The 24,917-nt window shown below is 64.2% G+C and carries 25 protein-coding genes and 1 pseudogene; 19 read left to right on the top strand and 7 right to left on the bottom strand.

Annotated features, from left to right (window positions below; genetic code table 11):
• Positions 1 to 199: 199 nt before the first annotated feature.
• Positions 200 to 760 (bottom strand): WYL domain-containing protein, encoded by a 561-nt coding sequence (locus TZ03_RS16115; protein ID WP_051098997.1) that lies wholly within the window; start codon positions 758 to 760, stop codon positions 200 to 202.
• 207 nt (positions 761 to 967) lie between these two features.
• Here TZ03_RS16115 and TZ03_RS16120 point away from each other — a divergent pair, with 207 nt between their 5' ends.
• From TZ03_RS16120 to TZ03_RS16155, 8 genes are all read left to right on the top strand, one after another.
• Positions 968 to 1,762: a tetratricopeptide repeat protein gene (locus TZ03_RS16120; RefSeq protein WP_051098999.1), complete on the top strand. Its 795-nt coding sequence runs from the start codon at positions 968 to 970 to the stop codon at positions 1,760 to 1,762.
• Between the two features lie 245 nt (positions 1,763 to 2,007).
• Entirely contained in the window at positions 2,008 to 2,460 is a 453-nt protein-coding gene (locus tag TZ03_RS16125) for a MarR family winged helix-turn-helix transcriptional regulator (protein ID WP_051099006.1), read from the top strand.
• Positions 2,457 to 4,544 carry an FUSC family protein gene (locus tag TZ03_RS16130; RefSeq protein WP_051099008.1) on the top strand — a complete coding sequence of 696 codons (2,088 nt, stop codon included), beginning with the start codon at positions 2,457 to 2,459 and terminating at the stop codon, positions 4,542 to 4,544. Before TZ03_RS16125 ends, TZ03_RS16130 begins: the two co-directional genes overlap by 4 nt.
• Positions 4,541 to 4,753 (top strand): DUF1656 domain-containing protein, encoded by a 213-nt coding sequence (locus tag TZ03_RS16135; RefSeq protein ID WP_003255905.1) that lies wholly within the window; start codon positions 4,541 to 4,543, stop codon positions 4,751 to 4,753. The genes TZ03_RS16130 and TZ03_RS16135 overlap by 4 nt, the downstream gene beginning before the upstream one ends.
• A complete protein-coding gene (locus TZ03_RS16140; RefSeq protein WP_013970373.1) occupies positions 4,750 to 5,625 on the top strand; it encodes an HlyD family secretion protein in 876 nt (291 codons plus the stop codon). The genes TZ03_RS16135 and TZ03_RS16140 overlap by 4 nt, the downstream gene beginning before the upstream one ends.
• A complete protein-coding gene (locus TZ03_RS16145) occupies positions 5,622 to 7,040 on the top strand; it encodes an efflux transporter outer membrane subunit (RefSeq protein ID WP_051099010.1) in 1,419 nt (472 codons plus the stop codon). The genes TZ03_RS16140 and TZ03_RS16145 overlap by 4 nt, the downstream gene beginning before the upstream one ends.
• Before the next feature lie 436 nt (positions 7,041 to 7,476).
• The gene (locus TZ03_RS16150) at positions 7,477 to 7,752 is read left to right on the top strand and encodes a hypothetical protein (RefSeq protein ID WP_051099012.1); all 276 of its coding nucleotides are present in this window, start codon (positions 7,477 to 7,479) and stop codon (positions 7,750 to 7,752) included.
• Entirely contained in the window at positions 7,749 to 8,000 is a 252-nt protein-coding gene (locus TZ03_RS16155; RefSeq protein ID WP_051099014.1) for a DUF3077 domain-containing protein, read from the top strand. Before TZ03_RS16150 ends, TZ03_RS16155 begins: the two co-directional genes overlap by 4 nt.
• A gap of 318 nt (positions 8,001 to 8,318) precedes the next feature.
• Here TZ03_RS16155 and TZ03_RS28875 read toward each other — a convergent pair.
• Positions 8,319 to 8,503, bottom strand: a pseudogene (locus tag TZ03_RS28875) (transposase); the annotation flags it as partial.
• A 77-nt stretch (positions 8,504 to 8,580) separates the two neighbouring features.
• On the opposite strand from TZ03_RS28875, the gene TZ03_RS16160 reads away from it, so the two are divergent.
• Positions 8,581 to 10,524 (top strand): cytochrome c/FTR1 family iron permease, encoded by a 1,944-nt coding sequence (locus TZ03_RS16160; RefSeq protein WP_051099016.1) that lies wholly within the window; start codon positions 8,581 to 8,583, stop codon positions 10,522 to 10,524.
• Between the two features lie 190 nt (positions 10,525 to 10,714).
• Here TZ03_RS16160 and TZ03_RS16165 read toward each other — a convergent pair whose 3' ends face one another.
• Together TZ03_RS16165 and TZ03_RS16170 are read right to left on the bottom strand one after the other, a co-directional pair.
• Complete coding sequence (locus tag TZ03_RS16165; RefSeq protein ID WP_051099019.1) at positions 10,715 to 10,960, bottom strand: TIGR02647 family protein; 246 nt, start codon at positions 10,958 to 10,960, stop codon at positions 10,715 to 10,717.
• A gap of 69 nt (positions 10,961 to 11,029) precedes the next feature.
• Positions 11,030 to 11,332: a hypothetical protein gene (locus TZ03_RS16170; protein WP_010951568.1), complete on the bottom strand. Its 303-nt coding sequence runs from the start codon at positions 11,330 to 11,332 to the stop codon at positions 11,030 to 11,032.
• Positions 11,333 to 11,480: 148 nt separating this feature from the next.
• Between TZ03_RS16170 and TZ03_RS16175 the strand changes: the two genes are divergently transcribed.
• Positions 11,481 to 12,143 (top strand): glutathione S-transferase, encoded by a 663-nt coding sequence (locus TZ03_RS16175; protein ID WP_051099021.1) that lies wholly within the window; start codon positions 11,481 to 11,483, stop codon positions 12,141 to 12,143.
• A gap of 133 nt (positions 12,144 to 12,276) precedes the next feature.
• On the opposite strand, the gene argH is transcribed toward TZ03_RS16175, so the two are convergent.
• The gene (gene argH, locus TZ03_RS16180; RefSeq protein WP_024087971.1) at positions 12,277 to 13,671 is read right to left on the bottom strand and encodes an argininosuccinate lyase; all 1,395 of its coding nucleotides are present in this window, start codon (positions 13,669 to 13,671) and stop codon (positions 12,277 to 12,279) included.
• Positions 13,672 to 13,967: 296 nt separating this feature from the next.
• On the opposite strand from argH, the gene TZ03_RS16185 reads away from it, so the two are divergent.
• The 7 genes from TZ03_RS16185 (at position 13,968) to TZ03_RS16215 (ending at position 20,424) form a co-directional block, all read left to right on the top strand.
• Positions 13,968 to 14,711: a LytR/AlgR family response regulator transcription factor gene (locus TZ03_RS16185; RefSeq protein ID WP_051099028.1), complete on the top strand. Its 744-nt coding sequence runs from the start codon at positions 13,968 to 13,970 to the stop codon at positions 14,709 to 14,711.
• Between the two features lie 195 nt (positions 14,712 to 14,906).
• Entirely contained in the window at positions 14,907 to 15,848 is a 942-nt protein-coding gene (gene hemC, locus TZ03_RS16190) for a hydroxymethylbilane synthase (protein WP_013970383.1), read from the top strand.
• Entirely contained in the window at positions 15,845 to 16,612 is a 768-nt protein-coding gene (locus TZ03_RS16195) for a uroporphyrinogen-III synthase (protein WP_051099030.1), read from the top strand. Before hemC ends, TZ03_RS16195 begins: the two co-directional genes overlap by 4 nt.
• A gap of 45 nt (positions 16,613 to 16,657) precedes the next feature.
• A complete protein-coding gene (locus TZ03_RS16200; RefSeq protein WP_024087972.1) occupies positions 16,658 to 17,758 on the top strand; it encodes a uroporphyrinogen-III C-methyltransferase in 1,101 nt (366 codons plus the stop codon).
• Positions 17,755 to 18,993, top strand: a complete 1,239-nt coding sequence (locus tag TZ03_RS16205) for a heme biosynthesis protein HemY (RefSeq protein WP_013970386.1) — start codon at positions 17,755 to 17,757, stop codon at positions 18,991 to 18,993. The genes TZ03_RS16200 and TZ03_RS16205 overlap by 4 nt, the downstream gene beginning before the upstream one ends.
• A gap of 222 nt (positions 18,994 to 19,215) precedes the next feature.
• Positions 19,216 to 19,722, top strand: coding sequence for a disulfide bond formation protein B (locus TZ03_RS16210; RefSeq protein WP_051099031.1), 507 nt, complete (start codon positions 19,216 to 19,218; stop codon positions 19,720 to 19,722).
• Positions 19,723 to 19,953: 231 nt separating this feature from the next.
• Positions 19,954 to 20,424 (top strand): Rsd/AlgQ family anti-sigma factor, encoded by a 471-nt coding sequence (locus TZ03_RS16215; RefSeq protein ID WP_051099032.1) that lies wholly within the window; start codon positions 19,954 to 19,956, stop codon positions 20,422 to 20,424.
• A gap of 9 nt (positions 20,425 to 20,433) precedes the next feature.
• Here TZ03_RS16215 and TZ03_RS16220 read toward each other — a convergent pair whose 3' ends face one another.
• Complete coding sequence (locus tag TZ03_RS16220; protein ID WP_051099033.1) at positions 20,434 to 21,072, bottom strand: FKBP-type peptidyl-prolyl cis-trans isomerase; 639 nt, start codon at positions 21,070 to 21,072, stop codon at positions 20,434 to 20,436.
• A 325-nt stretch (positions 21,073 to 21,397) separates the two neighbouring features.
• Between TZ03_RS16220 and TZ03_RS31350 the strand changes: the two genes are divergently transcribed.
• Positions 21,398 to 22,471, top strand: coding sequence for an AlgP family protein (locus TZ03_RS31350; protein ID WP_082056640.1), 1,074 nt, complete (start codon positions 21,398 to 21,400; stop codon positions 22,469 to 22,471).
• Here TZ03_RS31350 and TZ03_RS16235 read toward each other — a convergent pair.
• Positions 22,447 to 22,929 carry a TIGR02444 family protein gene (locus tag TZ03_RS16235; protein WP_051099035.1) on the bottom strand — a complete coding sequence of 161 codons (483 nt, stop codon included), beginning with the start codon at positions 22,927 to 22,929 and terminating at the stop codon, positions 22,447 to 22,449. The two genes, TZ03_RS31350 and TZ03_RS16235, sit on opposite strands and share 25 nt — an antisense overlap.
• Positions 22,930 to 22,979: 50 nt before the next feature.
• Between TZ03_RS16235 and TZ03_RS16240 the strand changes: the two genes are divergently transcribed.
• On the top strand, positions 22,980 to 24,890 hold the full coding sequence (locus tag TZ03_RS16240) for an ATP-binding cassette domain-containing protein (protein WP_051099037.1): 1,911 nt from the start codon (positions 22,980 to 22,982) through the stop codon (positions 24,888 to 24,890).
• The last annotated feature ends 27 nt before the right edge of the window (positions 24,891 to 24,917 follow it).

Raw genomic sequence — 24,917 nt, forward strand, 5'->3', positions numbered from 1 at the left:
TGTATTTGCCCATAGGTCCCCCAAGGGTTGGATTTTTTGTCCAACTTCTTGGGGGCAGTCCAGCCTGTGGGAGCAACTGTCTTGTATTGCCTGTACTGGCCTCATCGCCGGCAAGCCAGCTTCCACAGGATGGCAACAAGCCTGAAGGCCTGTGGTGTACCTGTGGGAGCTGGCTTGCCGGCGATAGGGCCAGTACAGGCTACAAGTTCTGGTACTGCGCCGCGGCATTGCTTAGGATCTTGCCAATCTCCTCGCGCAATCCGCCAGGCTGCTCCACCACCACCCCATCCCCATGGCTCAACAGCCACCAGCGCAACGGCCAGCCATCGCTCACCGTAGCCCGCACCCGGTGCCCATGCTCCAACGCCGTCAGCTGCATGTCGCTGCTCAACGGCGCATCCCGTAGTTGCCGGGCGAGCGCATCGCTGATTCGCGCCACTAGCTCTATCCCTCCACCTTGAGCAGGCTGCAACGCATCCCCCCGTAGATGCGTCAGCAAGTCGAAATTGCTGCGCAACTCGCCCACGGCACTGGCCGACCAGTGCCAGCCGAACGGGATGCTCTTGTCATTGCGCTGCAGCGGAAAAATCAGCGACAGCTCATTGAGGTCGCGTTCGACGGTACGTTTGCTGACAGAAAAGCCCACATCGCGCAGGCGCCACACCAGCTCGGCGCTGGTAATCCCTGGGGAGCGACTGGGCAACTGGCGTAACAGCGCCCATTGACGGCTGACGGTGGCGCGAGTGGTGGCGAACGGCAAAAGATAACGTCCTTGTCTAGGCTTGCCGCAATAGGATGGCGGCACGCGTGGGGCATGGCAATTGGCCACAGCCTGCTCAGATCAGGGAAGTCGCATTTGGTTGCCTGGTGCCGAATCGTTCGCGACAGGTTTTGACGTGACATCACGCAGAATCACGCCTCATCACAGCCGAAGGTTGGGGTTGTGTGTCGTTCAATGAGGATGAACATGTCTGCTGCCAGCAATATCCATTCGCTGCTCGCCCGTCTTCTACCCGAGCGGGTGATTGCCCCACCGGCGCCTGTCGGGAGGCGACAGCGGCTGTTTGTCGGGGTAGGGCTGCCCAATCAGCGCTCGTTGCTGGTCAACCGCCTGGACGAAGCCAGCGACGTGCAGGCGGTGTATGTCGATCTGCGCCGCCAGGCCTTGCAAGGCAACGTGGCGGCGCTGAATGACCTCGGCTGGATCTGGCTCAACGGCAAATACTGGCGTGCTGACACCGTGCTGGCGGGCCACCTGCTGCGCATGGCGGCCATGCAGGGCAATGCCGCGGCCTGGTTCAACCTCGGGCAGCAGCATTACTTCGGCAAAGGCATCGACACCTCCTACGTGCAGGCAGCAGAGTGCTACCGGCAGGCCTTCGAGCGGGGCCTGTTGCATGCCGCCGCCGCGCTGGGCGACCTGTATGAGGAGGAGGTGTGCGATGGCGACCTGCAATGGCAGGTCGACCTGGTACAGGCCTACCAGTGGTTCCTGCGCGGGGCCGAGCGGGGTGAGGCGCGCTGTCGTTTTGAAGTGGGTTATCGGTTGATGCACGGGTTGTATGTAGAGGCCGATCTCAAGGCCGCGCTGTACTGGCTGGAGTTGGCGGCAGCGGCAGGGGTGGTGCAGGCGGCCGAAGAACTGGCGGTGCATTTCAGCAGCCGTGATGCGGTGCGCTACCAGGAGTGGCGGGACCGGGCGGTGCAGATGGGCAGCACACTGGCTTTGACCATGAAGCTGGAGGACCAGATACAGCCCTGAGCTTTCTGTTGCCTGTCCGGGCCTCTTCGCGGGCACGCCCGCTCCCACAGGTTTGGCGCTGAGCTTTGGAAATGCGCGGTCCCTGTGGGAGCGGGCGAGCCCGCGAAAGGGCCGGTACAGGCAAGGCAAAACCCCCAGCATGAACAACAATTCATCCATACCCGCCGTCGCCCCCTGTTGACGACAGGGGGAGGGCCAGGCGTATATTGATAGTTAGCAAACTATGAATATTCTTGGTTCCTTTCATGTCCCTTGATCTCCTGCGCCTGCAAGTCAGCAGCGGCATGGTGGTTGCCGCTCGCCATTGGCGGCGCATCTGCCACACCGCCCTGACTGGTTACGGCATCTCCGAGGCCTGCGCCGCGCCGCTGCTGATGATCGTGCGCCTGGGCGATGGCGTGCATCAGGTGGCCGTGGCCCAGGCTGCCGGCCTGGAAAGCCCGTCGCTGGTACGCCTGCTCGACCAACTGTGCAAGGCTGGCCTGGTATGCCGCAGCGAGGACCCGCTGGACCGCCGCGCCAAGGCCCTGAGCCTGACCGCCGAAGGCCGCACCCTGGCCGAAGCCATCGAAGCCGAGCTGGTGCGTCTGCGCCGCGATGTGCTGCACGGCATCGACAAGGCCGACCTGGAAGCCGCCTTGCGCGTGCTGCGCGCCTTCGAGGCTGCCGGCCTGGGTAGCACCGGTGGCCTGGCATGAACGGTTTCTTCAGCTCGGTCCCCCCGGCCCGCGACTGGTTCTACGGCGTGCGTACCTTCGCCGCCTCCATGATCGCCCTGTACATCGCCCTGCTCATGCAGCTGCCGCGCCCCTACTGGGCCATGGCCACGGTGTATATCGTCTCTAGCCCGTTCGTCGGCCCGACCAGCTCCAAGGCCCTGTACCGCGCCGTGGGCACGCTGCTCGGTGCCGGTGGTGCGATTTTCCTGGTACCGCCGCTGGTGCAGTCGCCGTTGCTGCTGAGCATCGCCATCGCCCTGTGGACCGGCACCTTGCTGTTCCTCTCGTTGAACCTGCGCACGGCCAACAACTACGTGTTGATGCTGGCTGGCTACACCCTGCCGATGATCGCCCTGGCGGTGGTCGACAACCCGCTGGCGGTATTCGACGTGGCCTCTTCCCGGGCCCAGGAAATCTGCCTGGGGATCGTCTGCGCGGCGGTGGTCGGTGCCATCTTCTGGCCACGCCGCCTGGCTCCGGTCGTGGTCGGTGCCACCAGTAACTGGTTCACCGAGGCGATCCGTTACAGCGACACCTATCTGGCCCGCCAGGCCAGCGCGGACCAGGTCGGTGGCAGGCGTGGGGCGATGGTCACCACCTTCAACTCGCTGGAGCTGATGATTGGCCAACTCGGCCACGAAGGCGCCGGCCCGCACACCTTGAAGAACGCCCGCGAGTTGCGCGGGCGGATGATCCACCTGCTGCCGGTGATCGACGCCCTCGACGACGCCCTGGTGGCCCTCGAAGGCCGCGCTCCGGCACAGTTCGCCCAGCTGCAGCCGCTGCTGGAGGCCGCCCGCGAATGGCTCAAGGGCACTGCCGATAGCGCCTCGGTAGCGCGCTGGGCGGCCCTGCACGAGCAGATCGAGCGCTTGCAGCCCGGCGCCGCCGCCCTCGACCAACGCGCCGAATTGCTGCTGTCCAACGCCCTTTATCGCCTGACCGAATGGGCCGACCTGTGGCAGGACTGCTGCACCCTGCAACACGCCCTGCGCACCGACGACGCCAAGCCCTGGCGCGCGGTGTACCGCCACTGGCGCCTGGGCCGCCTGACAGCGTTCTTCGACCGCGGCCTGATGCTGTACTCGGTGGCCTCCACCGTCCTGGCGATCATCGTCGCCTGCGGCTTGTGGATCGGCCTGGGCTGGAACGACGGCGCCAGTGCGGTGATTCTCGCCGCCGTGGCGTGCAGCTTCTTCGCCGCCATGGACGACCCGGCGCCGCAGATCTACAAGTTCTTCTTCTGGACGCTGTTGTCGGTCATCTTCTCCAGCCTGTACCTGTTCCTGGTGTTGCCCAACCTGCACGACTTCCCGATGCTGGTGCTGGCCTTCGCCGTGCCGTTCATCTGGGTCGGTACCCTGACCGTGCAGCCGCGCTTCTACCTGGGCACCTTGCTGACCATCGTCAACACCTCGACCTTCATCAGTATCCAGGGCGCCTACGACGCCGACTTCTTCACCTTCCTCAACTCCAACCTGGCGGGGCCCGTGGGCTTGCTGTTCGCCTTCATCTGGACCCTGGTGATGCGCCCGTTCGGCGTGGAGCTGGCGGCCAAGCGCATGACCCGCTTCGCCTGGCGCGACATCGTCGAAATGACCGAACCTGCCACCTTGGCCGAGCACCGCCAGGTGGGCGTGCAGATGCTCGACCGCCTGATGCAGCACTTGCCGCGCCTGTCGCAAACCGGCCAGGACAGCGGCGTGGCGCTACGCGACCTGCGCGTGGGGCTGAACCTGCTCGACCTGCTGGCCTACATGCCCCGCGCCGGCCAGCAGGCCCGCGGGCGGCTGCACACGGTGATCGAGGAAGTCGGCGCGCACTACGCCGCCTGCTTGCGTGCCGGCGAACGCCTGCATGCCCCGGCCGCGTTGCTGCGCAACATGGAGCGTGCGCGCCTGGCGCTGAACCTGGATGAGCTGTACGAGCGCGGCGATGCCCGCACCCACCTGCTGCATGCCCTGAGCGGCCTGCGCCTGGCCCTGCTGCCGGGTGTCGAGGTGATGCTCGAGCCAGCGGAACAACCGCAACTGCCCCCCGGCCTCGACGGAGCGCCCCTGTGATTGGTGAACTGGATATCAGCGGGGTGTTCCTGCCCACGCTGCTGGTGATGATGTTTGGCACCTACCTGCTGTTCCTGGGGGTGCACGCGGTGCTGGTGCGCCTGCATTTCTACCGCCTGGTCTGGCACCGGGCGTTGTTCAACGTTGCCCTGTATGCCGTGCTGCTTGGCGCGGTGGATCACTTTTGCCGAAACCTGATGCTGCCATGAAAAAACCTTTGCTGACCCTGGGCCGTGTGGTCCTGACCTTGCTGGTAGTGACCTTCGCCGCCGTGCTCGTATGGCAGATGGTGGTGTACTACATGTTTGCCCCCTGGACCCGCGACGGTCACATTCGCGCCGACGTGATCCAGATCGCCCCGGACGTGTCCGGGCTGATCCAGAAGGTCGAGGTACGCGACAACCAGACCGTCAAGCGCGGCGACGTGCTGTTCACCATCGACCAGGACCGTTTCACCCTGGCCCTGCGCCAAGCCAAGGCCACCCTCGGCGAGCGCCAGGAAACCCTGGCCCAGGCCTCCCGCGAAGCACAGCGCAACCGCAAGCTGGGCAACCTGGTGGCTGCCGAGCAACTGGAGGAAAGCCAGTCCCGCGAGGCCCGCGCCCGCTCGGCCGTCAGCGAGGCGCAGGTGGCGGTCGATACTGCCCAGCTCAACCTCGACCGTTCGGTGGTGCGCAGCCCGGTGGACGGTTACCTCAATGATCGCGCACCGCGTAACCACGAATTCGTCACCGCCGGCCGCCCGGTGCTGTCGGTGGTCGACAGTGCCTCGTACCACGTCGATGGCTACTTCGAAGAAACCAAGCTTGGCGGCATCCACATCGGCGATGCCGTGGATATCCGCGTAATGGGCGACAACACCCGCCTGCGCGGCCATGTGCAGAGCTTTGCCGCCGGCATCGAAGACCGCGACCGCAGCAGTGGTGCCAACCTGCTGCCCAACGTCAACCCGGCGTTCAGCTGGGTACGCCTGGCCCAGCGTATTCCGGTGCGCATCGCCTTTGACGAAGTGCCAGAGGACTTCCGCATGATCGCCGGGCGTACCGCCACGGTGTCGATCATCGAGGGCCAGCACCCATGAAACAGCTGATCCTGGCTGGCCTGTGCCTGTCGCTGGGGGCCTGCATGATGGTCGGCCCCGACTATGAGGTGCCGAAGGACGCGGCGGTGCAACGCAGCGACCTCAATGGCCCGCTGCGCCAGGATGCCGACAGCGTGGCCTCGGCGCCGGTGCCCGAGGACTGGTGGCAGCTGTATCAGGATCAACGGCTGAACGAGCTGGTGCGCCAGGCCCTGAGTGCCAATACCGAGCTGCGCGTAGCCGCGGCCAACATCGCCAAGGCCCGCGCCCAGGTCGAGGTGGCCGAGTCGCAAGGTGGCTTCAACGGTGGCGTCAAACTCGGCGCCCAGCGCTTGCAGGAGTCTGGCGAAGCCTTCCTGCTTCCCGAGAAGGTGCCGGTGGCCAACATTGGCGAGGCCATCATCAGCGCCTCGTACCAGTTCGACCTGTGGGGCACCTTCAAGCGCGGCACCGAGGCCGCCAAGGCCAATGCCGACGCGGTGCAGGCCGCCGCCGACACCGCCCGCATCACCTTGGTGGCGGACGTGGTCAAGGCCTACACCCAAGTGTGCTCGGCCAACGAGGAATACCACATCGCCCGCGAGTCGCTCGACTTGCAGGAGCAAAGCGTGAAGCTCAACCAACGCTTGCGTGATGCAGGGCGTGGCGATGAAACCCAGGTCACCCGCTCGCAGACCCAGTTCAAGTCCTTGCGGGCCGAACTGCCACGCTTCAAGGCTGAGCGCGAGACTGGCATGTACACCTTGGCTGCTTTGCTGGCCAAGCCGGTGGATCAACTGCCCGCCGGCACCGCCGATTGTGCCGAGCTGCCGCACCTGAACCAGCTGGTGCCGGTTGGCGATGGCGCGGCCCTGCTCAAACGCCGCCCCGATGTACGCCAGGCCGAACGCCAACTGGCTGCCGCCACCGCGTACATCGGCGTTGCCACAGGTGCGCTGTACCCGGACATCAGCATCGGTGCGCAGGTTGGCACCATCGGTATCCTGGAGAATCTTGGCGAGCCTGCGACCAACCGCTGGGGCTTCGGCCCGCAAATCAGCTGGACCATCCCCACCAACGGCACCCGTGCCCGCATTCGCATGGCCGAAGCCTCAACGCAAGCAGCCTTGGCGAATTTCGACGGCGTGGTGTTGAACGCCATCCGCGAGACCCAGACCCGCCTGGCGCAATACAGCGCCCTACTGGACCGGCGCGATGCGCTGGCCGAGGCGGAGAAGTCGGCCAAGGAAGCAGCGGACCAGACGCATCGCTATTACCAGGCTGGGCGTGAGTCGTTCCTGGCGGATTTGCAGGCGACGCGGACCTATACCGATATGCGTGCGCAACTGGCAGCGGCTAACAGCCAGGTGGCGTTAGGGCAGATTGGCGTGTTCCTGGCGCTCGGCGGAGGCTGGAAGGGCACCGCCAAGCCTTGAGGCCCAATCGCCGGCAAGCCAGCTTCCACAGGTGAATCACAGGTCTCGATAGCAGTGGAGTACCTGTGGGAGCTGGCTTGCCGGCGATCGAGGGCAAAGCCCTCGCCTAGGTTCTAGAGCTGTAAGACATTTCTGAACCTGCTGCCAATCGCTTCAGTTCTGAATCCATGTCGAATTATCCTACAGCCGCTGTCGAAAGGTGCTGACTTGGCTGGAATATGCTCTGGGAATAAGGTCCATGGGTCGCCTCGCAAGGCGATCGGGCGTGAGACACCCGGATTTCATTCGGTAGCACCGCTTTATGGCGGTCGTGTGCGGACAGGCTTCGGCCTGGCCGGGGTTACCGTATGTCCCGTGTCTCACACCGTGCACGACTGCCACCCAACTTCGTGAGACAAGGAGGAGAGCAGTTCAATCCACCATACGGAGTTCTGCCATGAATAAGCTCGTCCCCGATCCACCTGTTACCGATCTGCTTCTGCTCGACCCTCCCGCCCTTTCGCTAATCGACCCACTCACCCCCAAAGACTGCGAAGAGCTGATCAGCGCCCTCACCCTGACCATCGACCACACCACCACAGCCCTGCTCGACAACCCTCCTGGCGACATGCGCGATGCCATGGGCATGAATATTCGTTTGCTCTGCCGCCTGATCAATGCTGTGTGTGATCACACACATGCAACCCACCGCGATCAAGGAGCAACCCGATGAGCGATGATCCGAGAGACTCTGCAACCGCAGGGGTGGAAACCTTCGACCTGTTCCGCCTGCAGCCCAATGTGCCGTTCAGCCATGCCTTTTCGCAGCTATCGGTTTTGCTCGGCTGTATCCGCCACCTGACCACCGAAGCGGAAATGGAAAATGACCGTGTTGCCGGTAGTGCTGCGCGGATACTCAGCGAAATGGCCAAGGCGCTGATCGATGATATGGAGCGAGGAATGAGCAAGTTTCTTCAATAGCCTTCAAGAACCTGGGGCCGCTGTGCGGCCCATCGCCGGCAAGCCAGCTCCCACCTCGACCGCATTCGCCTCAGGCCCTGTGCAAGCCCTGTGGGAGCCGGCTTGCCGGCGATGAGGCCAGTGCAGGCAATACAAGACAGTTGCTTCCACAGGTACTCGACTGCCTTCGAGCACAGTGATTCACCTCTGGGGGCTGGCCTCTGTGGAAGCTGGCTTGCCAGCGATGAGGGCCCGACAGGCCAGCGCCTGATGTAAGGCTAATGAGCACCCTGTGGGAGCTGGCTTGCCGGCGATGAGGCCCTGAAAGGCAGCACTCGATCAGAGCCAGATCGCATCCCAATGTGGATACTCCCCAGCCCTCGCAACCAAGCCCGCCCGCTTCGCCCTTGATACCTGTTGATCATCATGGTGCTACGAGACTTCACCCTGCGCATCAAGCGCTTCAGGCTGGCCGGCCCAAGCTCGACCAACCAGTGGAAATGCTCAGGCATCACCACCCAGGCCGCTTCATCTAATTTGTAGCAAGATTTTTCATGAAATCTGCCCGGCACCCTTGAGAGAAGCAAAGTGGGAGTGAACAATGTTCTCTTTCGCATTCCCTTCGAGATTGGCCATGAATACCCATTCCCGTCTGCTAGCCTGGTTACCGGCGTTCTTGCTCGGCCCGGTGCTAGCGCTGTGCAGCACTCTGGCGCTGGCTGAAGCCCCCGCTGAGGCCAGCAAGGCCCTGCACCTGCTGGATTACATTGGCGCCGACTACCCGCCGACCGTGCAGGACGGCAAGGTGATCGACGCTGGCGAATACCGCGAGCAGCAGGAGTTCAGTGCGGTGTTGGCCGATCTGGTCAAAGGCCTGCCTGCGCATGCCGAACAAGCGGCTTTGCAACAGGGCGTGCAGGCGCTGCGCCAGGCCATCGACCAGCGTCAGGAAGGCACGGCTGTTGCCAAGCAGGCCCGCCAGCTGGGCGCACGCCTGGCAGTGGCCTACGAGGTCAGCCAGGCCCCGGTGATCACCCCGGACCCGGTCCGCGGCGCTACGCTGTATGCGCAAAACTGCTCTATCTGCCACGGCGACAGCGGTGCTGGCGATGGCCCGGCGGGCATCGGCCTGGAGCCTGCACCCGCCAACCTGCGCGATGTCTCGCGCCTTGACCAGTTGAGCCTGTTCGACCTCTACAACACCTTGGCCCTGGGCATCGACGGCACCGAGATGCCGTCCTTTGCCGACCAGCTGGACGACCGCCAGCGTTGGGATGTGGCTGCGTACATCGCCAGTTTTACCGTCAATCCGCAGGCCGCCAAAAGCGACAAGACCTGGAACATCGCCGACCTGGCCCGTCAGACCCCGGCCGAAGTCGCCGCCAACGAAGGCACCGCGGCCGTGGAAGCATTCCGCGCCCAGCGTGCCCAGCCGCCGCAGGTCAAGCGTGGCCCGGCGCAATTGCTCGAATACACCGCCAGCACTTTGGACAAGAGCCTGGCGGCCTACCGCTCAGGTGACCACGACCAAGCCTATGACCTGTCGGTGGCGGCCTACCTGGAAGGCTTCGAACTGGTGGAAAGCTCGCTGGACAACATCGATACCCAGGCGCGCAAGGACACCGAAAAATCCCTTATGGCCTACCGCCAGTCACTGCAGGACGGCCTGCCGGTAGCCCAGGCCGAGCAACGCCTGGCCGAAGCCAAGGCCAAGCTCGAGCAAGCCGCCAAGCTGCTGGGCAGCGATGGCCTGAGCTGGTCGCTGAGCTATATCTCCGGTTTGTTGATCCTGCTGCGCGAAGGCCTCGAAGCGATTCTGGTACTGGCCGCGATCCTGGCGTTCCTGCGTAACACTGGCCAGCAATCGGCGGTACGCAGCGTCAATATCGGCTGGGCGCTGGCGCTGGTCGCAGGTTTCGCCACCTGGGCCCTGGCGGCCTATGTAATCGACGTGGGCGGTGCCCAGCGCGAACTGTTGGAAGGCTGTACGGCGTTGTTCGCCGCAGTGATGGTGCTGTGGCTCGGTGTATGGATGCACGACCGCCGCCACGCGGCCGCCTGGCAGGACTACATCAAGAGCAGCCTGGTCAGTGGCGGCGGGCGCTTCGGCTTTGCCATGCTGGCGTTCTTCTCGGTGTACCGCGAGCTGTTCGAAGTGATTCTGTTCTACGAAACCCTGTGGCTGCAGGCAGGCCCTGCCGGGCACCAGGCAGTGCTGGCAGGTGGCGCCACGGCGCTGGTGCTGCTGGTGGGGTTGGCCTGGGTGATCCTGCGGGGCTCGGCCAAGCTACCGCTGTCGCTGTTCTTCAGCATCAACGCCGCGCTGCTGTGCGCACTGTCGGTGGTATTCGCCGGGCATGGCGTGAAGGCGCTGCAAGAAGCCGGGGTGCTTGGCACGCGGCCGGTGGCGTTCTTCGAGTTCGACTGGCTGGGAATTCATGCTGACGCCTACTCGCTGTCGGCGCAGGCGATGGCCTTGCTGGCGATCGTGTTCCTCTACGGTCGTTCGCGTCTGGCGGAAAAGCGCAGGGCTACGGCCAACTGACCGGGGGCCGCGCTGCGGCCCATCGCCGCGGTTCGTCGCCACGACAAGCCAGCTCCCACACCGACCGCATCGGTTTCAAGCCATGTGCAGTACCAATGGGAGCTGGCCACATCGGTTTCAGGGCATGCGAGTACCTGTGGGAGCTGGCTTGCCGGCGATGGGCTGCATGGCAGCCCCTTGCAATCTCGGATCAGGCCGGTTGTGGCGCCTTGAGAATGTTCTGCAGCAGTTGAACACTTTCGACGGCGTCATGACCCAGGCTGGTCAGGTAGCCGCCATCAGGTTGATCCGTCAGCCCCTTTTCATGCAGGCGTTGCGCAGCAGCGATCAGGGTAGGGGAAGCGTGGCTGCTTATCTTGATGCCTTCCTGGCTGCTGTCGTGTTTGAACAGTGCGAGTACTTCCAGTTCAGCGATCAGATCGGGGGTAAAGGACATGGCGACTCCTGACTTCCAGACAAGGATGGCGGCACCGTCAGCGGTGCCTGACCTAGGAGTGTAGCCGGGTTATTCGTCGTCGCCTTGATCCATCTCAGGTGGCAACTCGGGCAGTGCACGCAGGGCGTTCTCATACCACTCGCCGTTGAACGCACGGTCTTCCACCAGCATGTTGTCAATCTCGAAGGCCAGCACATGGGCCATCAGGTTGAGAATGTCTTCACGCTCGTAACCGACCAGGGTCAGCTTGTTGAAGGTGGCCTTGGCCGCCGGTGGCTCGCCGCTTTCGATCTGGTTTTCGATGGCCTGGGTCAGCGTTGCCTCGGCGAAGGCTTCGTCGTCGTCATTGTCGATGTCGGTGGGCTCGCTCATTGGCGGTACTCCTGTGGTGGGATGCACAGTGTGCCACGCCTGTGGCGGCAATGCCCGGGCATTGACGAGGCGCATGACGCTGGTCAGGGGCAGGCGTACGGTCTATAAAAGCCGGGCCAACCCCTTACGGCCTGGAGGCTGTCACCTCATGCTCAAGCTTCATGGATTCTCGGTCAGCAACTACTACAACATGGTCAAGCTGGCCCTGCTGGAAAAAGGCCTGCCCTTCGAGGAAGTCACCTTCTATGGCGGCCAGGCGCCACAGGCGCTGGAAGTGAGCCCCCGGGGCAAGGTGCCGGTACTGCAGACCGAGCACGGCTTCCTCAGCGAAACCAGTGTGATTCTCGACTATATCGAGCAGACCCAGGGTGGCAAGGCCCTGCTGCCGACTGACCCGTTCGGGCAGGCCAAGGTGCGTGAACTGCTCAAGGAAATCGAGCTGTACATTGAGCTGCCGGCACGTACCTGCTACGCCGAGTCGTTCTTTGGCATGTCGGTGGAACCGCTGATCAAGGAGAAGGCCCGGGCCGATCTGCTGGCCGGGTTTGCCACCCTCAAGCGCAACGGGCGTTTCGCACCCTATGTTGCGGGTGAGCAACTGACGCTGGCCGACCTGATGTTCTGCTTCTCGGTCGACCTGGCCTATGCCGTGGGCAAGAAGGTGCTGAACATCGACTTCCTGGCGGATTTCCCGCAGGCCAAGGCGTTGCTGCAGCTGATGGGCGAGAACCCGCACATGGCGCGGATAGCGGCGGACAAGGAGGCGGCGATGCCGGCCTTCATGGAGATGATTCGTAGCGGTAAGCGCTAAAAGTCTGGGGCTGCTTCGCAGCCCATCGCCGGCAAGCCAGCTCCCACACCGACCGCATCGGTTTCAAACCATGTGCAGTACCTGTGGGAGCGGGCGTGCCCGCGAACGAGGGCGAAGCCCTCGCCTTGGGGGCTTAGCGAGACGCCAACAGGGCTTTGCCACGAACGACGGCAGCACGCACCTGCGCCGGCGCCGTACCACCAATGTGGTCACGCGCATTCACCGAACCTTCCAGGGTCAGCACGGCAAACACGTCCTGCTCGATCTGGTCGCTGAACTGGCGCAGTTCGTCCAGGCTCATCTCGGCCAGGTCCTTGCCCGTGTCCACACCATACTTCACCGCGTGGCCAACGATCTCGTGGCAGTCACGGAACGGCAGGCCACGGCGTACCAGGTAGTCGGCCAGGTCGGTAGCGGTGGAGAAACCACGCAGGGCCGCTTCACGCATGATGGCGTGCTTGGGCTTGATCGCCGGAATCATGTCGGCAAAGGCGCGCAGCGAATCGCGCAGGGTGTCGGCAGCGTCGAACAGCGGTTCCTTGTCTTCCTGGTTGTCCTTGTTGTAGGCCAGCGGCTGGCCTTTCATCAGGGTCAGCAGGCCGGTCAGGGCGCCGAACACACGGCCGGTCTTGCCACGTACCAGCTCTGGCACGTCGGGGTTCTTTTTCTGCGGCATGATCGAGCTGCCGGTGCAGAAGCGGTCAGGCAGGTCGATGAACTGGAACTGCGCACTGGTCCACAGCACCAGCTCTTCGGAGAAGCGCGACAGGTGCATCATCGCCACGCTGGCCGCCGCGCAGAATTCGATGGCGAAGTCACGGTCCGACACGCCGTCCAGCGAGTTGCCGGCCACGGCCTCGAAGCCCAGCAGCTTGCAGGTCAGTTCGCGGTCGATCGGGTAGGTGGTACCGGCCAGCGCGGCGCTGCCCAGGGGCATGCGGTTGGTGCGCTTGCGGCAGTCGACCAGGCGCTCGTAGTCGCGGCTGAGCATTTCGAACCAGGCCAGCAGGTGGTGGCCGAAGGTAACCGGCTGCGCCGTCTGCAAATGGGTGAAGCCGGGCATGATGGTTTCGGCTTCACGCTCGGCCTGCTCCAGCAGGCCCTGCTGCAGGCGGGTGATTTCGGCCAGGATCAGGTCGATCTCGTCGCGCAGCCACAGGCGGATATCGGTGGCCACCTGGTCGTTGCGGCTACGGCCGGTGTGCAGCTTCTTGCCGGTGATACCGATACGGTCGGTCAGGCGTGCCTCGATGTTCATGTGCACGTCTTCGAGGTCGACACGCCAGTCGAAGTTACCCGCCTCGATCTCGCCCTGGATGGTCTTCAGGCCATCGATGATGGTGTCGCGCTCGGCATCGCTGAGCACGCCGACCTGCGCCAGCATGGTGGCATGGGCGATCGAACCCATGATGTCGTGGCGGTACAGGCGCTTGTCGAAATCGACCGAGGCGGTGAAACGGGCGACGAAGGCGTCGACGGGCTCACTGAAGCGGCCGCCCCAGGACTGATTGGTCTTGTCGGTGCTCATGGATTCACTCATTGCAGGCGTGAACGAAAAAGTGGCACCGATGATAGCAGGGTTGGGCTGGCTGCCGCAGGGCGCCGGTCGAGAGAAATGCCCGGAAAACGGCAGAGAAGGATTTCAAGGAATGAACGGCAGTGTTCCACGGACCGTCTACAGTTGGACAGAGGACTGGCAGTGAATCTGCCGGCCGAGTGAATCTTTGGCCATCGCACCGGTCTAGAGCGTGACCGCAGTGTCGCTCGAACCACACCTGTCTACGCTATACCTGTGCGAGACTCATTCAGGAATCCAGCGCAATTATGAATGTCCTGATCGTTGATGACGAACCCCAAGGCCGTGACCGCCTCAGCCGGCTGCTCGGCGAACTGGAGGGTTATACCGTGCTGGAGCCTAGCGCCACCAACGGCGAGGAGGCCCTGACGCTGATCGAAAGCCTCAAGCCCGATGTGGTCCTGCTGGACATCGGCATGCCAGGCCTGGATGGCCTGCAGGTGGCCGCTCGCCTGTGCGAGCGCGAGGCACCGCCGGCGGTAGTGTTTTGCACCGGCGACGATGAATACGGTGCCGAGGCGTTCAAGGACAGCACCCTCAGCCATGTGACCAAACCCTTCCACGCCCAGGCGCTGCGCGATGCCTTGCGCAAGGCCGAAAAACCCAACCGTGCCCAGTTGGCGGCGCTCACCCGGCCGGCCAATGAAGGTGGCGGCCCACGCAGCCACATCAGTGCCCGCACGCGCAAAGGCATCGAGCTGATCCCTTTGCCCCAGGTGATTTACTTCATTGCCGACCACAAGTACGTGACCTTGCGCCACGAGGCCGGGGAAGTGCTGCTCGACGAGCCGCTCAAGGCCCTGGAAGACGAGTTTGGCGAACGCTTCGTGCGTATCCACCGCAACGCGCTGGTTGCCCGTGAACGTATCGAACGCCTGCAGCGCACCCCGCTGGGGCATTTTCAGCTGTACCTGAAGGGCCTGGACGGTGATGCCTTGACCGTTAGCCGGCGCCATGTGGCCGGTGTGCGCAAGATGATGCAGACCCTCTGAACCTGTATCGGCCCAATCGCCGGCAAGCCAGCTCCCACAGGTACAGCGCCAACCTGAACCGTGCAGGGTTCCTGTGGGAGCTGGCTTGCCGGCGATTAGGCCGGTACAGGCAAGCACAGGATCCTGATCCACATCTGCAAGCGATACCGGCGATGCTGTTATCATCGGCGGCATTTCTCTGGATCGGGGCGTTCCATGTCCACTCGCGAAATCCGCATTGCCACCCGTAAAAGTGCCTTGGCCCTGTGGCAGGCCGAATACGTCAAAGCCCGCCTCGAGCAGGCGCACCCCGGTTTGCTGGTGACCCTGGTGCCCATGGTCAGCCGTGGCGACAAGCTGCTCGACGCGCCGCTGGCGAAAATCGGCGGCAAGGGCCTGTTCGTCAAGGAACTGGAAACCGCCCTGCTGGACAATGAAGCCGACATCGCCGTGCACTCGATGAAGGACGTGCCCATGGACTTCCCCGAGGGCCTGGGCTTGTACTGTATCTGCGAACGCGAAGACCCGCGCGATGCCTTCGTGTCCAACCGCTTCGCCAGCCTCGACGCGCTGCCGGCCGGCAGTATCGTCGGCACCTCCAGCCTGCGCCGCCAGGCCCAGCTGCTGGCGCGCCGCCCGGACCTGCAAATCCGCTTCCTGCGTGGCAACGTCAACACCCGCCTGGCCAAGCTGGATGCCGGTGAGTACGACGCCATCATCCTGGCCGCCGCCGGCCTGATCCGCCTGGGCTTCGAAGACCGCATCACCTCCACCATCAGCGTCGATGACAGCCTGCCGGCTGGCGGCCAGGGTGCGGTGGGCATCGAGTGCCGCAGCGCCGATCAACAGATCCACGCACTGCTGGCGCCGCTGCACCATGCCGACACCGCCGACCGGGTGGTGGCCGAACGCGCCCTGAACAAGCGCCTGAATGGCGGCTGCCAGGTGCCGATTGCCTGCTACGCGGTACTTGAAGGTGACCAGCTGTGGCTGCGCGGCCTGGTCGGCCAGCCCAGCGGCGGTACCCTGTTGCTGGCCGATGCGCGCGCGCCCCGCGCGGCAGCGGAGACCTTGGGTGTACAGGTGGCCGAGGACCTGCTTGGCCAGGGCGCCGAGGCCATTCTCAAGGAAGTCTACGGCGAGGCCGGCCACCCGTGAGCCAATGGCGCCTGCTGCTGACCCGGCCTGCCGAGGACTGCGCGGCATTGGCGCAAAGCCTGGCGGTGGCAGGGGTGGGCAGCAGTTGCCTGCCGCTGCTGGCGATAGAGCCCGTCGCCTTGGGCGATCGGCAACGCCCATTGCTGAAGGGCCTGCCTGGCTTCCAGGCGATCATCGTGGTCAGCAAGCCAGCCGCCAGGTTGTTGCTTGAACACCTTGCCCAGGCCAGCTTGCAGCCGCCACGGCAAGGCTGGTTCACCGTTGGCGAGGCCACTGCAGCGGTGCTGCAGGGCGCGGGCCTGGAGGTGAGCTTCCCGCCGCGTGGTGATGACAGCGAAGCTTTGCTGGCGCTGCCGGCCCTGCGGCAGGCGGTTGCCGTGCCTGCGCCGCGTATCTTGATCGTGCGTGGCGTCGGAGGTCGCGAACTGCTGGCAGAGCGTCTTGCAGAGCAAGGTGCTAGTGTCGATTATCTGGAACTGTATCGACGCTGCCTGCCGGCTTACCCGGCGGGCACCCTGATGCGCCGCATCGAAGCGGAACGCCTCAATGGCCTGGTGGTCAGCAGTGGGCAGGGTTTCGAACATTTGCAGCAGATGGCCGGTGCCGATTGGCCCCTGGTGGCGCGTCTGCCGCTGTTCGTGCCCAGCCCGCGGGTCGCCGATCAGGCCCGGGCCGCCGGGGCCCAACAGGTTTTGGATTGCCGTGGCGCCAGTGCCGCGGCCTTGCTGGCAGCCGTGCAGCGCAGCGCTGCACCTGCCTCTTAAGGCGCTAAGCTGAACGCGATGCGCCCCCATGCAAAGGATGGATACGTGAGCGAGACTGTCTTGTCCAACAACGATCAACCGTCGGCACAGGCGCCGGTGGATCCCGTCACCGCCCCACCTGCCAAGCGCTCCGGCAGTGGCCTGGCAGCGCTGGCCCTGCTGTTGGGCGCGGCCGGGGTGGCAGTAGGTGGCTGGGGTGTCTGGCAGGTGCGTCAACTGCAAGGCAACGAGTTCAACCAGGGCCAGCACATCGAGGCGCTGAACCAGCGCGCCGAAGCCCTGCAGCAGCGCGAACAGCAGATCAGCGCGCAATTGGCCAGCCTGCCGGCTGCCAGCGAGCTGGAAGACCGCCGCCGCCTGGTGGCGCAGCTGCAAGGCGACCAGCAACGCCTCAGCCAGCGTCTGGAAACCGTGCTCGGCGAAAGCCGCAAGGAGTGGCGCCTGGCCGAAGCCGAGCACCTGCTGCGCCTGGCCACCCTGCGCCTGTCGGCCTTGCAGGACATCACCAGTGCCAAGGCCCTGGTCGAAGGTGCCGACGAAATCCTGCGCGAGCAGAGCGACCCGGGGGCCTTCGCTGCCCGCGAGCAACTGGCGCGCAGCCTGGCGACCCTCAGCAGCACCCAGCAACCGGACCGTACCGGCCTGTTCCTGCAACTGGCCGCGCAACGTGAGCTGGTGCAGCAGCTAAGCGCCCAGTCACCCGAATTCGACAGCAACGCCGATGCCCTTGGTGCGCTGACCGCCGACGGCGATGGCGCTAGCCGCCTGTCGCAGTGGTGGGCGGAGATCTCCAAGTACTTCCAGATCGACTTCAATGCCGATGACAACGTACGCCCCTTGCTCGCCGGGCAGCAACTGAACCAGCTGCGTCTGGCCCTGAGCCTGACCATCGAGCAGGCGCAGTGGGCGGCGCTCAATGGCGAGGCCAAGGTCTATACCCAGGCGCTGGACGATGCCCGCAGTGTGCTGTTGGCCAACTTCAACGCCGACAACCCGCAAAGCAAGGCCATGCTAGACAGCCTCAATGCCCTGGCCGAGCAGCCGGTGTCGGTGGTCACCCCCGACCTGAGCGAAAGCCTGGCAGCAGTGCAGGCCTACATCCAGCGCCGTCACCTGCCGGCCGAGGCTGAAGGGGGCAAGCCATGAAGCGTGTCTACCTGCTGGCCGTGCTGGCGATCGTGATCGCCGCGGCGCTGGGTATCGCTGTCGCCAAGCACAGTGGCTACGTGCTGATCTCCTATGGCGGCTTCCGCTACCAGTCGGGGCTGTGGGCGGCGCTGGCCGGGTTGCTGGCGATCGTCGTGCTGCTGTGGCTGTTGCGCTATCTGGTCGGCCTGATGCTGACGTCCAGCGGTGTGGTCAACCCGTGGTCGCGGCGTAACCGCAGCCGGCGTATTCGCGTGGCCATCGAGCAGGGCCAGTTGGACCTCGCCGAGGGCCGCTGGGCCAGTGCCCAGCGCCACCTGCATCGTGCCGCCGAGGCTGAGCGCCAGCCGCTGCTGTACTACCTCGGTGCCGCGCGTGCCGCCAACGAGCAAGGCCGTATTGAAGACAGCGACAACCTGCTGGAGCGTGCCCTGGAGCGCCAGCCGCAAGCGGAGCTGGCCATTGCCCTGACCCATGCCCAGTTGCAGATGGACCGTGGCGAAAGCGATGGGGCCCTGGAAACCCTGCTGGCCATGCACGAGCGCCACCCGCACAGCAGCCAGGTGCTGCGCCTGTTGCAGCGTGTGCATCTGGAGCGCGGTGACTGGTCGGCGCTGATCCGTCTGCTACCAGACCTGCGCAAGGGTAAGGTGCTGCCGGCCGCCGAGCTGGCCGCCCTGGAGCAACGTGCCTGGGGCCAGAACCTGAGCCTGGCCACGGCCCGTGGCGAGGACGCGCAAACTGCGCGTCAGGCCTTGGAGCGCGCCTGGCAGCAATTGACCGCAGCCCAGCGTCAGGAGCCTCAACTGGTGCTGGCCTATGCCGAGCAGTTGCGCCAGGTGGGTGCCCAGAGCGAAGCCGAGCAGGTACTGCGCACGGCCCTCAAGCGAGGCTACGAAAGCCACCTGGCGCGCCTGTACGGCCTGGTGCGCGGCGATGACCCGGCGCGCCAGTTGCAGGCCGCCGAAGGTTGGCTCAAGGACCACCCGCAAGACGCCAGCCTGCTGCTGACCCTGGGCCGCCTGAGCCTGCAGAACCGCCTGTGGGGCAAGGCGCGTGACTACCTGGAAAGCAGCCTGCGCATGGAACGCAACCCCGAGGCCTGTGCCGAGCTGGCTCGCCTGCTCGCCGGCCTTGGCGAGACCGAACGCAGCAACCAGCTGTTCCAGGAGGGCCTCGGTCTGCTGGACGAGCGCCTGCTGGCCCTGCCTTTGCCAGAAGGCGTACGCGCCTGACCTATCCCTGGGCCCGCGCAAAGGTGCGGGCCCAGGGGGCGGGTGACTTATCTATCGATGTAAGTTACATCTGCAGTCCATTTCTTCAGACGCTTCCTACTGCGTGGTTGGAAATTTCCTTCGCGATTCAGCGACTTGTCATTGCTGTCGCGCCTTGAAACATCCTGCGTTTTTCCTCTACCGTTTCAAGCCACTTCATCACCCCCGGGACCTTCACCGCCCATGCTGCCGGCCCGTTTGCGCACCTTTTTTCTTCCTGCCTGCCTGGCCGCACTGGCGGTATTGGTCGCGTCCTTCCACCTGGAAAACGTCCTGGGGCTGGTGCCGTGCCCATTGTGTTTCAGCCAGCGGCTGCTGCTTGGCGTGTACGCCTCGCTGTGCCTGGCGGCAGTGGTGCAGGCTCCAGGAACGCTGGGCATACGCCGTTACGAAAGGGCGATGCTGGGCTGCTCGCTGGCCGGGGCATCGTTGGCGGCGCGGCATGTCTGGTTGCAGGGGGCCGAGGGTGCTAGCCATGTATGCCCGATGCCGATCTGGCGTGTGTTCGAGCAATCCTGGGGCGAGGCCGCGCGGCAACTTTTGCTCGGCGGCCCGGATTGCAACTCGCTGACCTGGAGCTTTCTCGACCTGACGCTACCTGAATGGAGCCTGCTGGCCTTCCTGCTATTGGCGGCGCTGCCCTTGAGTTACCTGCTGGCGTATCGTTTCCGCACCCTGGCAATACCTTGACCTGACGCAAGGCTTGGCCATTAGCGCGACCAATGGCGATGTAACGGGGTATTAAACACTTGTATGAACTTTGTCCGCTGCGTACCTTGATGGTCAGCACGCGCGGGAATAATCTCCCAGCACGCATACCGAAAACACAACTGCTCGATGCCGTCCTGCTGATGTCACCTTTGTGCCGCGCGGTCGTGGTGCGAGGTGCAGCGGCATCTACCCAGAAGGGAAGAGATCGCCATGCTCGATAGTTGTCAGAACGCCCAGGAACGCTGGGGTGGGGTTCACGATCTGATCGACCGTTGGCTGAAGGAGCGCCAGGAACTGGTGCAGGCTTTCCGCGCGCTGCGCGATGTAAAGCTGGCCTTTGCCGACAAAGACACGAACGGGGATTTTTGCGGCCTGCTTGTCGACTACTGTTCGGCGTGGCATTTCGAGGTCTGCGAGCAGTTGGTCAGTGAGGCCAAGGCTTTCGATGACGAAAAAGCGCTGAAACTGGCCGAAGAGATCAACCCGCGGATCAACGACATCACCCAGATCGCGCTGGCCTTCAATGACCATTGTGCGAAAGGCGAGTGCAAGGACACCGAACGCTTCGCCGAAAAGCTGGCCAAGCTGGGTGGCCTGCTGCATGAGCGCTTCGAACTTGAAGACTGCCTGATCGAAGTGCTGCACAACGCGCACAAGGAAGAGGGCGCCGTCGAAGCCTGAGGGTTGGCGTCAGTCGCCAACCGCCAGCAGTTCGATCTCGAACACCAAGGGTGTATAGGGTGCGATCAGGTCACCCGCGCCCTCGGCGCCATAGGCTTGTGCTGACGGAATCACCAGGCGCCATTTGGCGCCGGTGTGCATCTGCGGCAAGGCCACTTGCCAACCTTCAATCACCGAATCCAGGCTGAACCACTGCGGTGTCTGGTTCTGGTCGAATACCGAGCCATCCGGCAATTTGCCCACGTAGCGCACCTGTACCTTGCCGCCGGCTTTCGGCTGCGCGCCTGTGCCTGCCTGCAGTTCGCTGTAGAGCACGCCTTCTGGTAATTCATGCACGCCATAACGCCCGCGTTCATTGGCCATGAAGCGTTTTTCTGCAGCTTGCTGCTTCTGCGCTTCGGCATCACCTTCTTGCTCCTCATGCTGCTGCAGCACGGCCTGCATGCGGGCCTTGTCCAGCTTTAGCGGTTGCCCTTGGTAGGACTGGCGCAAGCCTTCGACCAGCGCATCCAACTGCAGGCCTGGCATGTCCTGGCGCAGGCGTTCACCCAGGCTGGCGCCGAGGCTGTAGGCAAGGTCGTGTTCGTCGCTGTCGGCCAGGGCGATGGGCGCCAGCAGGCATAAACCTAAGACAAGATATCGAGGCATGGTCAGTTCCTGCGCCAATGAGCGAGGAAGTATGCCAGCGTTCAATACTTGTATTTGCCTTTTCGCGCGTGCCCTGTAGGAGCGGGTTTACCCGCGAACACGGGCAAAGCCCGTGCCATCCACCGCGGTGCCCGCTTCGCGGGTAAACCCGCTCCTACACCGATCGCGCAATGATTTATTCAGCAACTACACTTGCACGGAGCTGCAAGATAACAACTTTGCCCAGGCATGCAACGCGGCGTAAACATTACTGTCAACATGCCCTAGCGGCGGTAGCAGCAGAAGCATAGTATGAGCCGCAATCTCGTCAGCCAGGAGGTAAACCATGTCGGCCAAGAAGAAGCCAGTAAGTACGCCGTTACACCTGCTCCAGCAACTTTCGAGCAGCCTGCTCGAACACTTGGAAGAGGCCTGCTCGCAAGCGCTGGCTGATGCGGAAAAACTGTTGGCCAAGTTGGAAAAGCAGCGTGGCAAGGCTCAGGAAAAACTGCACAACGGTCGCCTGAAACTGCAAGACGCAGCCAAGGCCGGTAAAGCCAAGGCGCAAACCAAGGCGCAAAAAGCCATCGGCGAACTTGAAGAACTGCTCGATTCCCTCAAGGAACGTCAAACCCAGACGCGCGCTTATATTCAACAACTCAAGCGTGATGCCCAGGACAGCCTCAAGCTGGCCCAGGGTGTAGGCAAGGTTCGCGAAGCTGCCGTCAAGGCCCTTGATCTGCGTGCGGCCAAAACCACCAAGCCGGCTGCTGCCAGACTTGCTGCCAAGCCAGCTGCCAAAGCCACCGCAGCTGCAAAACCTGCGGCCAAGCCAGCTGCCAGAGCTACCGCTGCTGCAAAACCTGCAGTCAAGCCAGCTGCCAAAGCCACCGCAGCTGCAAAACCTGCAGCCAAGCCAGCTGCCAGAGCTACCGCTGCTGCAAAACCTGCAGCCAAGCCAGCAGCCAGAGCTACCGCTGCCGCGAAACCTGCAGCCAAGCCAGCAGCCAAAGCTACCGCTGCCGCGAAACCTGCAGCCAAGCCAGCTGCCAAAGCCACCGCAGCTGCGAAACCCGCAGCCAAGCCAGCAGCCAAAGCTACCGCTGCTGCGAAACCTGCAGCCAAGCCAGCAGCCAAAGCCACCGCTGCTGCGAAACCCGCAGCCAAGCCAGCTGCCAAAGCCCCAGCCAAAGCCGCTGCTGCCAAGCCAGCCGCGAAACCAGCTGCCGCCAAGGCGCCAGCACGTGCGACCAGAAAACCAGCTGCCAAGCCTGCAGTCAGCAAGCCAGCCGAAGCCAAACCGGCTACACCTGCTGCCAGCACCCCGGCCGCTGCGACCAACTCGGCCACCCCGGCCGCTGCGGTAGCACCATCGGCACCCGCCAGCACCCCGGCTCAGGCGCCTTCTTCGGCGTCCTGAAGCGCTGCCGCCGCGACGCGCAACTGATTCAGTGCGTCGTGGTGTCGGGCCGGGTCCGGCGCCAGCCGGGCCAGCCAGTCGTCCGTGGGCTCATGGGAGCCTGCGGGCCACTGTCGCGAACGCTCCTGCAAGCGTTCCAGCAAGGCCCTCTCGGCCTGCAGTTCCAACCCCTTCAGCTGTTCACGCAACGCCGCCAGCTGCGCATCCCCCTGCGCTGCCATACGCCACTGTTGGCGCAGGCTGCGTAACGGGCTGACCACGTCCCGCTGCCAGGGCTCGGCAACGTCTCGCAACGCCTGTGCGCGCTCGTTCAGCACCGCCACGCCACGCGCCTGCAGCCAGGTTGCGCACAGCAGCAGGCAGACGTCGCCACCTTGTGCCTGCAGGTCCAGGCAGGCCGCTTCCACACCAGGCCTGGCATACAGGGCCAGGGCGTGATTCCACAGGTCGGTGTACATGGTTCCACTCGCGCTATGGGTCGAGGAAGCTGGTAGACTCCGCGACCATCATGATCAGACTATCCAACCTCACTTTACAGCGTGGTCCGCAGCGCTTGCTAGAAGGCGCCGAGATGACCCTGCACGCCGGTCACAAGGCCGGCCTGATCGGCGCCAACGGCGCCGGAAAATCCAGCCTGTTCGCCTTGCTGCGCGGTGAGCTGTCGCCCGATGCCGGCGATTGCCAGCTGCCCGGTGACTGGCGCATCGCCCACATGCGCCAGGAGGTCGACACCCTCGACCGCCTGGCCGTGGACTATGTGCTCGATGGCGACGCGCGCCTGCGCAAGGTCCAGGCCGAACTGGCCGCGGCCGAGCAGGCTCACGACGGCACCGCCCTGGCGCGCCTGCACAGTGAGCTGGAAAGCGCCGACGGCTACACCGCCGACGCCCGTGCGCGCAAGTTGCTGGCCGGCCTGGGCTTCACCAACGAGCAGATGGACCGCCGCGTCGGCGACTTCTCCGGTGGCTGGCGGATGCGCCTGAACCTGGCCCAGGCACTGATGTGCCCGTCCGACCTGCTGCTGCTCGACGAGCCCACCAACCACTTGGACCTGGATGCGATTCTGTGGCTGGAGGACTGGCTCAAGGGCTACCCTGGCACCCTGTTGCTGATTTCCCACGACCGTGACTTCCTCGATGCCGTGGTCGACCATGTGCTGCATGTCGAGCAGCGCAAGCTGAACCTGTACAAAGGTGGCTACACCGCCTTCGAGCGCACTCGTGCCGAGCGCCTGGCGCAGCAGCAACAGGCCTACGAGAAGCAACAGGCCCAGCGCGCGCACATGGAAAAGTACATCGCCCGCTTCAAGGCCCAGGCCACCAAGGCCCGCCAGGCGCAGAGCCGGATCAAGGCCCTGGAGCGCATGGAAGAATTGTCGGCGGCGCATGTCGATTCGCCGTTCGACTTCGTCTTCCGCGAGTCGCAGAAAATCTCCAGCCCATTGCTGAACATGTCCGAAGGCCGCCTGGGGTATGGCGACAAGGCCATCCTCGACAAGGTCAAGCTGCAGCTCACCCCAGGTGCGCGTATTGGCCTGCTCGGCCCCAACGGTGCCGGCAAGTCGACCCTGATAAAGAACCTCGCCGGTGAACTGGAGCCGCTGTCGGGCCGCCTGGTGCGTGGCGAGAACCTCGCCGTAGGCTACTTCGCCCAGCACCAGCTGGATTCGCTGGACGACAAGGCCAGCCCGCTGCTGCACCTGCAGCGCATTGCCCCCACCGAACGCGAGCAGACCCTGCGCGACTTCCTTGGCGGCTTCGATTTCCATGGCGCTCGCTGCGACGAGCCGGTGGTGAACTTCTCCGGTGGCGAAAAGGCCCGCCTGGCGCTGGCGCTGATTGCCTGGGAGCGGCCGAACCTGCTGCTGCTCGACGAACCGACCAACCACCTCGATCTGGAAATGCGCCTGGCGCTGACCATGGCGTTGCAGGAGTTTGCCGGAGCCGTGGTGGTGGTGTCTCACGACCGTCACCTGCTCAAGAGCACTACCGACGACTTCCTGTTGGTGGCCGACGGCAAGGTCGATACCTTCGATGGCGACCTCGACGATTACAGCCGCTGGCTGGTCGAGTACCGCCAGCGCAGCGCGCCGGCCAGCAGTGCTCCGGTCAACCCGGACAAGACCGACAAGAAGGCCCAGCGCCAGGCGGCCGCAGCCTTGCGCCAGCAGTTGGCACCGCACAAGAAGGCCGCCGACAAGCTGGAAACCGAGCTCAACCAGGTGCACGCGCAATTGACCGAGATCGAAACCGCGCTGGGTGACGGTGGCCTCTATGACGCGGCGCGCAAGGACGAACTGCGTGACCTGCTGGCGCGCCAGAGCAAGTTCAAGCAGCGCGAAGGTGAGCTGGAAGAAGCCTGGATGGAAGCGCTGGAAACCCTCGAAAGCATGCAGGCCGAGCTTGAGGCGTTGTCGTGAGCAAGGGTTGAGATGGTGTTGGGGGAG

Source organism: Pseudomonas sp. 10-1B (assembly GCF_000935045.1).
In the GTDB taxonomy this organism is placed as follows: domain Bacteria; phylum Pseudomonadota; class Gammaproteobacteria; order Pseudomonadales; family Pseudomonadaceae; genus Aquipseudomonas.